This window comes from Bacillus basilensis, assembly GCF_050630465.1.
Lineage (GTDB): Bacteria > Bacillota > Bacilli > Bacillales > Bacillaceae_G > Bacillus_A > Bacillus_A basilensis.
The window spans coordinates 74,957-87,122 of the sequence record NZ_JBNTQO010000003.1; the positions used below are offsets into that span (position 1 = coordinate 74,957).

A 12,166-nucleotide genomic window follows, 5' to 3' on the forward strand; every position below is an offset into this window, starting at 1 on the left:
ATGTTTTAGACTTCTGACTGTAAAGAAGAAATAAGTTGATTTAAAAACTCATCCCCGCTCATAGGCGCTTTCCCGCCACCACGAGCACTCTTTTTATTTCCACCACCTTTTCCTTCAATGGCAGGAAGTGCATCTTTTAAAAGAGCATTCATATCGTATGATACTGATTTTCCGCAAGCGAGGATGCATTGTAATTTGTCATCGTTTTCAATAACGAAATATGTAATGGCATGCTCTTGTTGTTCTGTAATAATAGCGGATAGCTTTGCGATTTCTTGTATAGAACGATTTATAAATACTTTAGAAATAAGTATGTCAGCATGGATTTCTGTAGGGTGTTGAAGTAGTTCATTTGCTTCTGCATATAATAATTTTTCAGTCATTGTTTGCATTGCTTTTTCATTTTCTTTTTGAGAAGTAAGAAGTTGTGCTACTTTTGCTGGAATATCAGCTTCGCTACTGTTTAATTGTTTAGAAACATCCTTCATAATCTGTTGCTGTTGTCCCATTAATTTAAGTGTACGCCAACCAGCGATAAATGTTAATCGTATGCCGCCTTTATTACGTTCCCATCCTAGTACTTGAATAGGCCCTACTTCACCTGTACGTTTCGGATGCGTTCCACCACAGCCGTTATAATCAAAGTTTTCGATCATAACAACGCGTATATTTTCTGTCATAGTCGGTTCTTTGCGAAGTGGTAATGTTTTCGCTTCTTCTAAGTTCATCCATTTAATAAGAATTGGATGATTTTCAAAAACAATTTTGTTCGCAATTTGTACTGCTTTTTCAACCGTTTCTGCATGTAAATTTTCTGTTTCTAAATCAATTGTTACCGTTTCTTTACCAAGATGGAATCCAATCGTAGGTATGTTAAAATAATCCCAAAAAGCAGCAGATAAAATGTGCTGAGCCGCATGTTGTTGCATATGATCAAAACGGCGCTCCCAATTAATTTTACCTTCTACTTCTTCTGTATGTAATTGTTCTGCAATGAAGTGGCGGATTTCTTCGTCGACTTCTTCAACACCAAGTACAGCAATGCCATTTAAAGTTCCAGTATCATGGGGTTGCCCGCCACCTGTTGGATAAAATGCCGTTTCGTTTAAAATAACGTATAAGTTACCGTCTTTATCATAATCTTGCTTTATAACTTTTGTAGTAAAGTCTTGCTTATAAGCATCAGTGTAATATAATTTTTGCTCCAATTTTCTTTCCCCTTTCGTGTTCGCTAGTTTCATTGTAAAGCAATCGAAATTAGTTTCCTAATATTTCAGAAGAAAGAAACTATTTTTAGAATTTTCTTGCTATAATAAGAGGAAGAAAATGCGGGGGTGGAATGAATATGTTATATGAAAACGGCGTAGATAAACTACTTAGTTTAAGCAAAAATATTTCTGAATTGTATCGAGAATTAAATGAAATGACCCGGATTTTAACGGATTGTAATCGAGAAAGTGTGAAGTTTGATCGGTTATATGTAAAAGAGGTACTGTGGAAGAAAGAAGATGTAATAGAAAAATATGACCAGCTACTTGTGCAACTTTGTATAAATGAATGCTTTGATTTAAAAAGTGTCATTACAGGGGAATATAAGTATACATATGAAGAAGTAGAAAACATCGTTTTACAATTTAATGAGAAGTATAATGTTGCAATTTTAATTAAAGATGTTTGTAAAGAATTACAGTTTACATATGGCATAGATATGGATATAACGAGAACTGCTCGGGTAACAACATCTCAAGTATAAAAAGGGAAAGAAAGCAGATCCTTTGCTTTCTTTTTTTATGTAAGAACAGGGAGAGTAGGTTTAAAGATGAAGGGGAAGTTAAAGCATATTCATCCACTTGGAATGAGTATTATTTTAGGGACATTGTTTGCTAGATTTGCTACTTCAATGAGTATTCCTTTTTTAGCAATTTATTTAACAACTGTTAAAGGTGTATCAGCTGGAATGACGGGTGCTATTATCGGAACGAGTGCACTTGTTGGAGTGTTTGCTAGTTTTATTGGAGGGAATTTATCTGATCGATTCGGTCGAAATATGATTATAATATGGTCCATGATCGTTTGGGTGTTTGTATTCATAGGTTTTTCACTTGCAGATCATGTTTTAAGTTTCTTTTTATTAAATGCTTTGAATGGATTATGTAGGTCCTTTTTTGAACCCACGTCAAGAGCATTATTATCAGATTTAACGAAACCAGAGTATCGGTTACTCGTATATAATTTGCGTTACGGTGCAATCAATGTTGGAGTAGCGATTGGCCCACTTGTCGGATTACAAATTGGAAGCGCAAAATCTACAATTCCTTTTTTAGTAGCAGCTGGAGTATATATTCTATATACAGCTATATTAGCGTTCCAATTTAAGAAGTATCCCATTGACAAAAAGAAAGTGAATACAGAAAAGCCTGTCACAATGTTAAATGCAATTCGCATTTTGCGAAAGGATGTCGTATTTTTAGTTGCTTTAGTTGGTATTATTTTGAGTAATTGTGGTTTTTCTCACTTAACGACAACAGTATCTCAATATTTTGCAAATGCACATATATTCCAGGATGGAGTGAAATTATTTTCATATATGCTCGCTTTAAATGCGATTGTTGTAGTCGTAATTCAATACCCTGTTATTCAAATGTGTAAGAAGTATACACCGTTAGTATCCATTATGGTGGGAACTTTATTTGTGAGCGGGGGATTGTTTGGATTTGGAATAGTAGAATCTACGCTAGGTGCTGCCATTTGTACAATTATTTTTACAATTGGAGAAGTTCTCATGTTTTCAATGACGGATGTATTTATAGATGATATAGCTGTTCCACATTTAAAAGGGACATATTTTGGAGCAATGGGGTTTTCGGGGATTGGAGCAGTAATAGGTCCATGGTTTGGGGGCGTACTTCTCGATTATTACGGGTACCAAAATGGATTTGTAGTATTTTCAGCGCTAGCTATATTTTCAACTGTAGCGTTTCCAGTTCTGTTAGTTACGAAAGGTTTATTGAAAAAAAGATATGATGGAAATTCTAATATGGAAGTACATGCGAAATAAAATAAGCCCCAGTAGACGACTGGGGCTTATCTTTGTATTTATTTTAATTCTCAATTTGAAAAAGAACTTTCTCTTCATGTTTATTAGCTACTTCGTTTTTGGAAATATGAATGGCTAAAAATCCATTCTCTAAGCAGGCTAGCATCTTCTTATAAATAATATTAGCGGGTAAAGGAATGTTCCGCTGCAAAGAAATATTTTTATGAAGTATGCAAATGTTTAGGCCTGTCTCCATCTTTTTAATAACTACATTTTGTTCAGTTACATTTGGTACATCTGTTTCCAAAATGTATTCTTGTTCAGTTTCACAAAGATCAATATGAATTTGATTTGGGAAACTAAAGTTACTACAAGAATCAGAACAAAATTGATCCATCCATTCTTCGAAACCATCAACATGAAAAAGACAATCCTTCTTTTTCTTGCCCATGTAAGACACCCTCCGTAAAATCTCAATTCATACTATGTTATGCATGAATGAAGTAAGGGTGAAGAATAAATGGAAAAATATAAACATTGTATGTGGCAAAGGTAGCTAGTGTGAACCTATTGTTTTACATATCATGATGTGCATGATTTTTTTGGCGTGAATGGTTACGGTTTTTTACTTTATGAGATCCGCTTAATGGTTCAGGTTGTCCTTTTTTTTCTTTCGCTTCACGATTGTTTTTGCCCATTGTATGTGACACCTCCTCTTTCTCTTTAGAATGAGAGAAGTTTGCAAATTTATACGAGAATGTTTTTAGAAAAAAAGGTAAAGATAAATGGGACTAACTATTATGGAAAGGGGATTGTATAATGCCATATCATAAAGACAAACAACAAGCATTTCAAGCAGCTCAGCAAGGTGTTACACAAGCAGAAAATGCATTTAACAACATTGTGAAAAATGATCCAAACTACGGTCATGATTTAAAAGAGTTACGCCAAGAGGTTCAGGAGGCGTATGAACAGATTCAAAATGCACTAGAAGTAGCTTCGGAAACACAACGCCCACAACTTGAGCAATACGAAAATAATCTTCAAAATATTATGCAGCATGTAGATCAATTAGAAAAGTAAATGAGGTTGTTGTGTATTCGACAACCTTATTACTTTAATGAATGTTATGTTAAAACGGAAAATTTTTCTATTCGTTTTTTCTTTACTATGCGCAGTACATATATTTCAAGTTGAAAAAGTGGAAGCGAAAATGTTGCTCAGAAAAGAGCTAGAACCAACTGGCTATGTAACATGGGAAGTACCTAATAATGAAAAGATTATTGCCATTACATTTGATGATGGACCAGATCCAACTTATACACCACAAATTTTAAATTTATTACGTCAATATAAAGCAGAAGCGACATTTTTTATGATTGGATTTCGAGTTCAGCGTAATCCATATTTAGTGAAACAAGTGTTAAAAGAGGGACATGAAATTGGAAATCATACGATGAATCATTTATATGCGAGTAATTCATCGGATGAAAAATTAGAAAATGATATTTTAGATGGAAAGAAATATTTTAAAAAATGGGTGAAAGAACCTTTGCTATTCCGTCCACCTGGCGGATATATTAACGATGCTGTATTTAAAACAGCGAAAGAAGCTGGGTATCAAACTGTTCTATGGTCGTGGCATCAAGACCCACGTGATTGGGCGAATCCTGGGGTTGGATCCATTGTGAATCATGTTCTGAAAAATGCTAAAAGTGGAGATATTGTATTGTTACATGATGGAGGAAATGATCGTAGTCAAACAGTATCGGCACTTGCAAAAATTTTGCCTGAGCTGAAAAAGCAGGGGTATCGATTTGTAACTGTTTCGGAATTATTACGTTATAAACATTAGAAAAAATCCCAAAAGGTGTATGTTCCTTTTGGGATTTTTCGTTATTGGTTCTTTTTACATTTCTTATTATTTTGTCGCTCTGCAGGAGTTAAATTCTCATTTGCAAACTCTTCGTTATAACCAGCACCTTGTCCTTGTGCGGATGCAGCATTCATTCCTGAAATAGTATGATTTGCTTTTCGTTTACCCATTTTATTTCACCTCTATAACATTTTTTGTATGTTGAATGATGAGCAGTTCATAGTATGTATGAACTGTAAGTAAACCGCTAATAAAGCACTTTACTTTATGGTAATAGTATTCATAAGGAGCATGAAAGCTATTCAAATTTAGAAACATAAAGAAAACTTATGATAATCTATAAGTTTCTTATTATTTACTTATTTAGAAAGTTGTAATAAGATATTATCGTAAGGTATTGAAAAGTTTGTCTACATTTTATATTCAGACAACTTAGTCACGTTTAACAGGGGGGAAACATAATGGTCAAACATAATCCATTTCAATCACGTGCAACTTTTGAAGTAGATGGAAAAACGTATCATTATTATGATTTGAAAGCGCTTGAAAATGCAGGGGTTGGCAACGTATCTCAATTACCATATTCCGTGAAAGTTTTACTTGAATCAGTACTTCGTCAAGTAGACGGACGTGTAATCACAGAAGAGCATGTTACAAATTTAGCAAAATGGGGAACGAAAGATGTGCAAGATATCGATGTTCCATTTAAACCATCTCGTGTAATTTTACAAGATTTCACTGGTGTTCCAGCTGTTGTAGATTTGGCTTCGCTTCGTAAAGCAATGGCAGACATGGGTGGGGATCCTGATAAAATTAATCCTGAAATTACTGTAGACCTTGTAATCGATCACTCGGTACAGGTTGATAGAGCGGGTACAGCAGACGCGCTTGCATTCAACATGGACTTAGAGTTTAAACGTAATGAAGAGCGTTATAAATTTTTAAGCTGGGCACAAAAATCATTCGATAACTATCGTGCGGTTCCACCAGCAACAGGTATTGTACACCAAGTAAACCTTGAATATTTAGCACCAGTTGTTCATGCTGTGAAAAATGCTGAAGGTGACTTAGTTGCATACCCGGATTCATTAGTTGGAACAGACTCACATACAACAATGATTAACGGTATCGGTGTTCTTGGATGGGGCGTTGGTGGTATTGAAGCAGAAGCAGGAATGCTTGGACAGCCTTCATACTTCCCAGTACCTGAAGTAATCGGTGTGAAATTAACTGGTACACTTCCAAGTGGCACTACAGCAACTGACGTTGCATTAAAAGTAACACAAGTATTACGTCAAAAAGGTGTAGTTGGTAAATTCGTTGAGTTCTTCGGTAATGGACTAAAGAGCATGCCTTTAGCTGACCGTGCAACAATTTCAAATATGGCACCAGAATACGGCGCAACTTGTGGATTCTTCCCAATCGATGATATTTCATTAGAATACTTACGTTTAACAGGTAGAGATGAAGAGCAAATTCGCGTTGTTGAAGAATACTGTAAAGCAAATGGCTTATTCTATACAGCAGACAGCAAAGATCCAATCTACACGGATCTTGTTGAAATTGATTTAAATACAATCGAATCTAACCTTTCTGGACCGAAACGCCCACAAGATTTAATTCCACTTTCAGATATGAAAGATGCGTTCCACAAAGCTGTTGTAGCACCAGTTGGAACACAAGGACTTGGATTTAATGAGCAAGAGTTCGATAAAGAAGTGAAGGTTACATTAGAAGATAAAGAAGTAACGATGAAAACAGGTGCAATTGCAATCGCTGCAATTACAAGCTGTACAAATACATCAAACCCATACGTATTAATTGGGGCAGGTTTAGTTGCGAAGAAAGCAATTGAAAAAGGACTTGTAGTACCTGAGTACGTAAAAACGTCATTAGCGCCAGGATCTAAAGTTGTTACAGAGTACTTAGATAAATCAGGTTTAACAACATATTTAGATCAACTAGGTTTCCAAACAGTTGGTTACGGCTGTACGACTTGTATCGGTAACTCTGGTCCATTAGCAGACGAACTAGAAGAAGCAATCGCAGCAAACGACTTACTAGTAACATCTGTTTTATCTGGTAACCGTAACTTTGAAGGTCGTATTCACCCACTTGTAAAAGCGAACTATTTAGCATCACCACCACTTGTTGTGGCATATGCACTTGCAGGTACTGTTGATATTGATCTGAAAAATGATGAAATCGGTAAAGATGCAAATGGCAATGCTGTTTACTTCAACGATATTTGGCCATCAGCTAAAGAAATTGAAGATGTAGTTCAAAACGTTGTTACATCTGAACTGTTCAAGAAAGAATATGCACAAGTATTTAACAGCAATGAGCGTTGGAATGAAATTCAAACTTCAAACGAAGCTTTATATACTTGGGATAATGATTCAACATACATTCAAAACCCACCGTTCTTTGAAGGATTATCTAAAGAGCCAGGTGAAGTTGAAACATTATCAGGCTTACGCGTAGTTGGTAAATTTGGTGATTCTGTAACGACAGACCATATTTCACCAGCAGGTTCAATCGGTAAGCACACACCAGCTGGACGCTACTTATTAGAGAACGGCGTACAACCAGTTGACTTCAACTCTTACGGTTCTCGTCGTGGTAACCATGAAGTTATGATGCGTGGTACATTCGCGAACATCCGTATTAAAAACCAAATCGCACCAGGAACAGAAGGCGGATATACAACATATTGGCCAACTGGTGAAGTAACATCAATCTATGATGCTGCTATGAAATATAAAGAAGATGGCACAGGCCTTCTAGTTGTTGCAGGTAAAGATTACGGTATGGGAAGTTCTCGTGACTGGGCTGCGAAAGGTACAAACTTATTAGGTATTAAAGCAGTAATCGCAGAAAGCTTCGAGCGTATCCACCGTAGTAACTTAGTATTAATGGGCGTATTACCACTACAATTTAAAGATGGCGAAAGCGCTGAAACATTAGGTCTTGTTGGTAACGAGTCATTTGAAATTCAAATCGACAAAACAGTTAGACCACGTGATCTAGTAAAAGTAGTTGCAACCGATTTAGATGGCAACGAAAAACAATTTGAAGTAGTAGCTCGTTTCGATAGTGAAGTTGAAATTGACTACTACCGTCACGGTGGTATTCTGCAAATGGTTCTTCGTGAGAAAATCGAAGAGTCTAAAGTGTCGAACTAAATAATTGAAATGAACGATAAGGAAGCTAACAACTGTTAGCTTCCTTATTTTATGGAAAGGGATGAAACCATTTGGTTTCATCCCTTTCTTTTTACTATAAAAAACGGAGGAAATGTCATGAAAGAATATAAAAGAATATTGTTACCGTTACAGAAAGAAAAAATATTAGTAATAGCAGCTGTATGCAGTGGGCTTTTTGCAGCTATTTTAAATTTATCCCGTCCACTATTCATGGGGCTAATTGTAGATAACCTTATTCAACGAGAGGTAAAGGAGGCGTACCTTTACATTACTTTGTTTGCAGTTAGTCACTTGTTGATGTGGGTGAACAATCTTTCATTTGATTATGTAAGCACCAAAGCGAGTCAGCGAATATTACGAGAGAAGCGTATAGATGTATTGCGTCATTTTTTCTTATTACCATTTGAAGAGAGTGAGAAAATCAAACAAGGAGAGTTAGAAACTTTAGTCGTATCTGATATTCCGAACTGGGTCAGGTTATATGATTCTATATTAATAGAATATATACATGCCATTTCGCAATTTATCGGTGCGATCATAGCGCTGCAACATATAGATACACAGTTCATCTGGTGGATAACTCCGTTTTTATTTCTAAGTGCAGTTGTTCCAATGATTATGGGCAAAAAGGTAAGAAATATCGCAAGTATTGCTCAAAAAAATCAATCAAGTGTTGTAGAGATGGTTTCACAGTTTGTAAAAGGTGCACAAGATTTACGTAGTTTGCAAAAAGAAAAATGGGCTATTGGCTTATTTAAAGGAGTAACGGTACAATCTTATAAAACAGAAGTAAAGAAGACGATGATGCAACACTGTATTGGAGTAGTTGGAACAGTGATTGAAACAGGAGCATATATCGTTGTTCTTATTATAGGTGCGCAAAAAATAATGCAGGGCGAAATGGAGGTTGGTTCACTTGTTGCAGTTTTAGTGACAATAGAGATGCTCTTTTTCCCTGTCCGTTATGTGGGAGATTTATTAATGATGACACAAGTTGCAGCTGCTTCGGCAAGTAGAGTTTTTTCCTTTTTAGATAAACGAGTGGCAAATAGTAATGTAGAAAGAGCGATGGGGATGACAATAACAAATGTTTCATTTCAGGAAAATGATGAAGAGAAATGCAGAATTCATAATATTGATTTGCAAATTAACCCTGGTGAACTCATTATGATCGTAGGGGAAAGTGGAGCAGGAAAAACAACGCTTTTAAAATTAATGACAGGCTTGTATAAACCATCTAACGGTAGCATTGTTTATTATGGTCAAAAGGCTCGTATGACTACAGTGTGGCATGAACCTCGATTCTTTCGGACGACAGTAAAAGAGAATATGTATTTCGGGGAAGTGGGCTTAGAAAACCAGTTAGAAAAAAATATTGAACTTATAAATGTGAAGCCGATAATTAGAGATTTACCTAAAGGGATTCAAACTGTACTACATAAAAGTGGTGAAGAGTTTTCGGGAGGAGAAAGAAAACGTCTTGCATTATTACGAGCAATTGGTTCAAATCCGAATCTTATTATTTTAGATGAACCGACTGCCGGGTTAGATCCGAGCAATCAAGAAGTTGTTTGGGATATGATTGAAGGACTAGGAAGAGATGTAACGAGAATTGTGGCGACACATGATGTAGAGAAAGTGATACTAGCGGATCGTGTTGTCATAATGAGAGAAGGAAGTATTGTTGCATGTGGAAGTCCTGAAAAATTAATAAATAGTCATTCATTTTGAAAGAGATGTGAATAAAGAGCAGTGCTCTTATCTTTATTCAACGTCATTTATTTGATATTCGATAGATTCTGAATGGTTCAGATCTACGTTAAAAGTAGCAGTCATAAGGAAAGTTGCAATTCCAAGAATTAAGAAAAGGACGAATGAGACTAGAGAAACATAGAGACAAATACGCCCTACTTTCTTTTTTTCAAGATCTTTACTAAAGAGTGAAATGATCCATGTAATAATACCGACTGGGTATAAAAGAAAACTAAGAATATATAATGTTGTTTTTTCGAATGAATTCATAAACAATCCCCCTTTTGTGGTAGGTTTATAACTACGAGAGTAAAAAGGTGAATGGGTCCATAAGAAGATAAGCAACACTTCATCCGTTTGTCTAATTATATGATAAAAAGGAAGGAATTACACTTCAAATAAGAATATTCCAATTATTTTGACTGTGAATATTTCCAAGCTTGTCCGTATAAGCTAAAATAAGGTATATAGCATTTGAATGGATATATTAAAAGAAGATAAACACGTTAGGGTGATATAAAATGTGGCGGAAGCTTATGATTATTGTAGTGTTACTTTGTTTAGCGGGATATGCAGCTTATGAACAGTTTGGTAAAAGCGATCAGGCGGCCCAAGGAGAGCAAGAAAAAAGTGAAGCTGCTATGAAAGAGATGATTGCAAGTAATGGTATTGAAATAGGGAAGAGTGCGCCGGACTTTGAATTAACGAAGTTAGATGGAACGAATGTAAAGTTATCAGATTTAAAAGGAAAGAAAGTGATTTTAAACTTTTGGGCAACGTGGTGTGGACCTTGCCAACAAGAAATGCCTGATATGGAGGCTTTCTATAAAGAACATAAAGAAAATGTAGAAATTTTAGCAATAAATTATACACCTTCAGAAAAAGGTGGGGGAGTAGAAAAGGTAAGTAATTTTGCAAAGGAAAAAGGAATTACTTTTCCTATTTTATTGGACAAAAATATTGATGTGACAACAGCGTATAAAGTAATTACGATCCCAACTTCGTATTTTGTAGATACAAAAGGTGTCATTCAAGATAAGTTTATTGGACCGATGACGCAAAAAGAGATGGAGAAACGGATTGCTAAATTAAAATAATGGTGAAAAGGTAGAGGTGGAAAGTAACCATTTCTGCCTTTTCTTTTTCAAGTAGTGAAAGCTTCGTGATATGATAAAAGAAATATAAACGTTTAGAGATAAAGGAGTGTATTTGGAGTGGGGAATATATCCTTACCGTTAGATTATGTTGTAATTGATTTTGAAACAACAGGATTTAACCCTTATAATGATAAAATTATTCAAGTAGCAGCAGTGAAATATCGTAATCATGAGCTAGTAGATCAATTCGTGTCATACGTGAACCCAGAGCGTCCAATTCCAGGCCGAATAACGAGCTTAACAGGTATTACAAATTATCGTGTTTCAGATGCACCGACAATTGAAGAAGTGTTACCTTTATTTTTAGCATTTTTACATACAAATGTTATTGTGGCTCATAACGCTTCTTTTGATATGCGCTTTTTGAAAAGCAATGTCAATATGCTTGGATTACCGGAACCTAAAAATAAAGTGATTGATACTGTGTTTTTAGCAAAGAAATATATGAAGCACGCGCCTAATCATAAACTTGAAACGTTAAAGCGAATGCTTGGCATTCGTTTAAGTTCTCATAATGCATTTGATGATTGTATTACCTGTGCAGCTGTTTATCAAAAATGTGCATCTATTGAGGAAGAAACAAAGAGAAAATCAAATAAAGACGTACTTGATGAAACTGTGGTATATGAAGTATTAAAAGAAATGCTTGTACGAAATAAACGTAATATTGAATGGATTCGTTACATGAATGTAGGGAATTATTTAGATATAAAAGCTTTTTATCCGGTTATGAGATTAAAAGTAAAAGGTCGAAAGAAATATGTATTAACAGATATATTAGAAGATGATGTGAAAGAAATATGTACGAGCTTACAATGTGAACCGGCGTTAAAAAGTGAAGCTGGTAATACGAGAATTATGCTGAATAGCGTAGAAGATGTTTTAAAATTAGAAAGTTATATTTTAGAACAGTATGATTTCGTACTACAAGCGCTCCATGATTATAAAGAAAATGAAACGAATGCAGATGAAAAACTGAAAGAGTATTTAAATGTTATGGTATAAAAAACTCCGTATACAATTTATTGTATACGGAGTTTTTTTAGGAGTATTAAAACATAAAATTTTCTTGCAAATCTGATTAAAGAGTTTTTCATTTGCTCATACTATGTAATAAGAAAGTAAAGGAGAGAGGGTG

The 12,166-nt window shown here is 35.2% G+C and carries 13 protein-coding genes; 8 read left to right on the forward strand and 5 right to left on the reverse strand.

Annotated features, from left to right (window positions below; genetic code table 11):
* Positions 1-5 precede the first annotated feature (5 nt).
* Positions 6-1,208, reverse strand: coding sequence for an alanyl-tRNA editing protein (locus ACQVV1_RS06975; protein WP_242255130.1), 1,203 nt, complete (start codon positions 1,206-1,208; stop codon positions 6-8).
* Between the two features lie 137 nt (positions 1,209-1,345).
* On the opposite strand from ACQVV1_RS06975, the gene ACQVV1_RS06980 reads away from it, so the two are divergent.
* Together ACQVV1_RS06980 and ACQVV1_RS06985 are read left to right on the forward strand one after the other, a co-directional pair.
* Entirely contained in the window at positions 1,346-1,753 is a 408-nt protein-coding gene (locus ACQVV1_RS06980; RefSeq protein ID WP_000965141.1) for a hypothetical protein, read from the forward strand.
* Between the two features lie 66 nt (positions 1,754-1,819).
* The gene (locus tag ACQVV1_RS06985; RefSeq protein WP_242255132.1) at positions 1,820-3,058 is read left to right on the forward strand and encodes an MDR family MFS transporter; all 1,239 of its coding nucleotides are present in this window, start codon (positions 1,820-1,822) and stop codon (positions 3,056-3,058) included.
* Positions 3,059-3,101: 43 nt separating this feature from the next.
* On the opposite strand, the gene ACQVV1_RS06990 is transcribed toward ACQVV1_RS06985, so the two are convergent.
* Positions 3,102-3,488, reverse strand: a complete 387-nt coding sequence (locus ACQVV1_RS06990) for an Hsp20/alpha crystallin family protein (protein ID WP_063221282.1) — start codon at positions 3,486-3,488, stop codon at positions 3,102-3,104.
* A gap of 124 nt (positions 3,489-3,612) precedes the next feature.
* The gene (locus tag ACQVV1_RS06995) at positions 3,613-3,735 is read right to left on the reverse strand and encodes a small acid-soluble spore protein P (protein WP_000517650.1); all 123 of its coding nucleotides are present in this window, start codon (positions 3,733-3,735) and stop codon (positions 3,613-3,615) included.
* 121 nt (positions 3,736-3,856) lie between these two features.
* On the opposite strand from ACQVV1_RS06995, the gene ACQVV1_RS07000 reads away from it, so the two are divergent.
* Together ACQVV1_RS07000 and pdaB are read left to right on the forward strand one after the other, a co-directional pair.
* Positions 3,857-4,120: a hypothetical protein gene (locus ACQVV1_RS07000; RefSeq protein ID WP_001146294.1), complete on the forward strand. Its 264-nt coding sequence runs from the start codon at positions 3,857-3,859 to the stop codon at positions 4,118-4,120.
* 46 nt (positions 4,121-4,166) lie between these two features.
* A complete protein-coding gene (gene pdaB / locus ACQVV1_RS07005) occupies positions 4,167-4,892 on the forward strand; it encodes a polysaccharide deacetylase family sporulation protein PdaB (protein WP_142332851.1) in 726 nt (241 codons plus the stop codon).
* Positions 4,893-4,933: 41 nt separating this feature from the next.
* Here the strand turns inward: pdaB and sspO are convergent, their stop codons facing one another.
* A complete protein-coding gene (gene sspO / locus ACQVV1_RS07010) occupies positions 4,934-5,083 on the reverse strand; it encodes a small acid-soluble spore protein SspO (protein WP_431168709.1) in 150 nt (49 codons plus the stop codon).
* Between the two features lie 291 nt (positions 5,084-5,374).
* Here sspO and acnA point away from each other — a divergent pair, with 291 nt between their 5' ends.
* Positions 5,375-8,098 carry an aconitate hydratase AcnA gene (gene acnA / locus ACQVV1_RS07015; RefSeq protein ID WP_063221281.1) on the forward strand — a complete coding sequence of 908 codons (2,724 nt, stop codon included), beginning with the start codon at positions 5,375-5,377 and terminating at the stop codon, positions 8,096-8,098.
* 51 nt (positions 8,099-8,149) lie between these two features.
* Complete coding sequence (locus tag ACQVV1_RS07020) at positions 8,150-9,850, forward strand: ABC transporter ATP-binding protein (protein ID WP_309259208.1); 1,701 nt, start codon at positions 8,150-8,152, stop codon at positions 9,848-9,850.
* A gap of 33 nt (positions 9,851-9,883) precedes the next feature.
* Here ACQVV1_RS07020 and ACQVV1_RS07025 read toward each other — a convergent pair whose 3' ends face one another.
* On the reverse strand, positions 9,884-10,141 hold the full coding sequence (locus tag ACQVV1_RS07025) for a hypothetical protein (protein WP_242255136.1): 258 nt from the start codon (positions 10,139-10,141) through the stop codon (positions 9,884-9,886).
* Between the two features lie 251 nt (positions 10,142-10,392).
* On the opposite strand from ACQVV1_RS07025, the gene ACQVV1_RS07030 reads away from it, so the two are divergent.
* A complete protein-coding gene (locus ACQVV1_RS07030; protein WP_242255137.1) occupies positions 10,393-10,968 on the forward strand; it encodes a TlpA family protein disulfide reductase in 576 nt (191 codons plus the stop codon).
* Between the two features lie 117 nt (positions 10,969-11,085).
* Positions 11,086-12,033: a 3'-5' exonuclease gene (locus ACQVV1_RS07035; RefSeq protein ID WP_063221277.1), complete on the forward strand. Its 948-nt coding sequence runs from the start codon at positions 11,086-11,088 to the stop codon at positions 12,031-12,033.
* Positions 12,034-12,166: the final 133 nt, after the last annotated feature.

Bases quoted from the DNA above. Each gene is read 5' to 3' on its own strand.
- ACQVV1_RS06980 (WP_000965141.1), top strand. From the start codon at position 1,346: ATGTTATATGAAAACGGCGTAGATAAACTACTTAGTTTAAGCAAAAAT.
- ACQVV1_RS06985 (WP_242255132.1), top strand. From the start codon at position 1,820: ATGAAGGGGAAGTTAAAGCATATTCATCCACTTGGAATGAGTATTATT.
- ACQVV1_RS06990 (WP_063221282.1), bottom strand. From the start codon at position 3,488: ATGGGCAAGAAAAAGAAGGATTGTCTTTTTCATGTTGATGGTTTCGAA.
- ACQVV1_RS06995 (WP_000517650.1), bottom strand. From the start codon at position 3,735: ATGGGCAAAAACAATCGTGAAGCGAAAGAAAAAAAAGGACAACCTGAA.
- ACQVV1_RS07000 (WP_001146294.1), top strand. From the start codon at position 3,857: ATGCCATATCATAAAGACAAACAACAAGCATTTCAAGCAGCTCAGCAA.
- pdaB (WP_142332851.1), top strand. From the start codon at position 4,167: ATGTTAAAACGGAAAATTTTTCTATTCGTTTTTTCTTTACTATGCGCA.
- sspO (WP_431168709.1), bottom strand. From the start codon at position 5,083: ATGGGTAAACGAAAAGCAAATCATACTATTTCAGGAATGAATGCTGCA.
- acnA (WP_063221281.1), top strand. From the start codon at position 5,375: ATGGTCAAACATAATCCATTTCAATCACGTGCAACTTTTGAAGTAGAT.
- ACQVV1_RS07020 (WP_309259208.1), top strand. From the start codon at position 8,150: ATGGAAAGGGATGAAACCATTTGGTTTCATCCCTTTCTTTTTACTATA.
- ACQVV1_RS07025 (WP_242255136.1), bottom strand. From the start codon at position 10,141: ATGAATTCATTCGAAAAAACAACATTATATATTCTTAGTTTTCTTTTA.
- ACQVV1_RS07030 (WP_242255137.1), top strand. From the start codon at position 10,393: ATGTGGCGGAAGCTTATGATTATTGTAGTGTTACTTTGTTTAGCGGGA.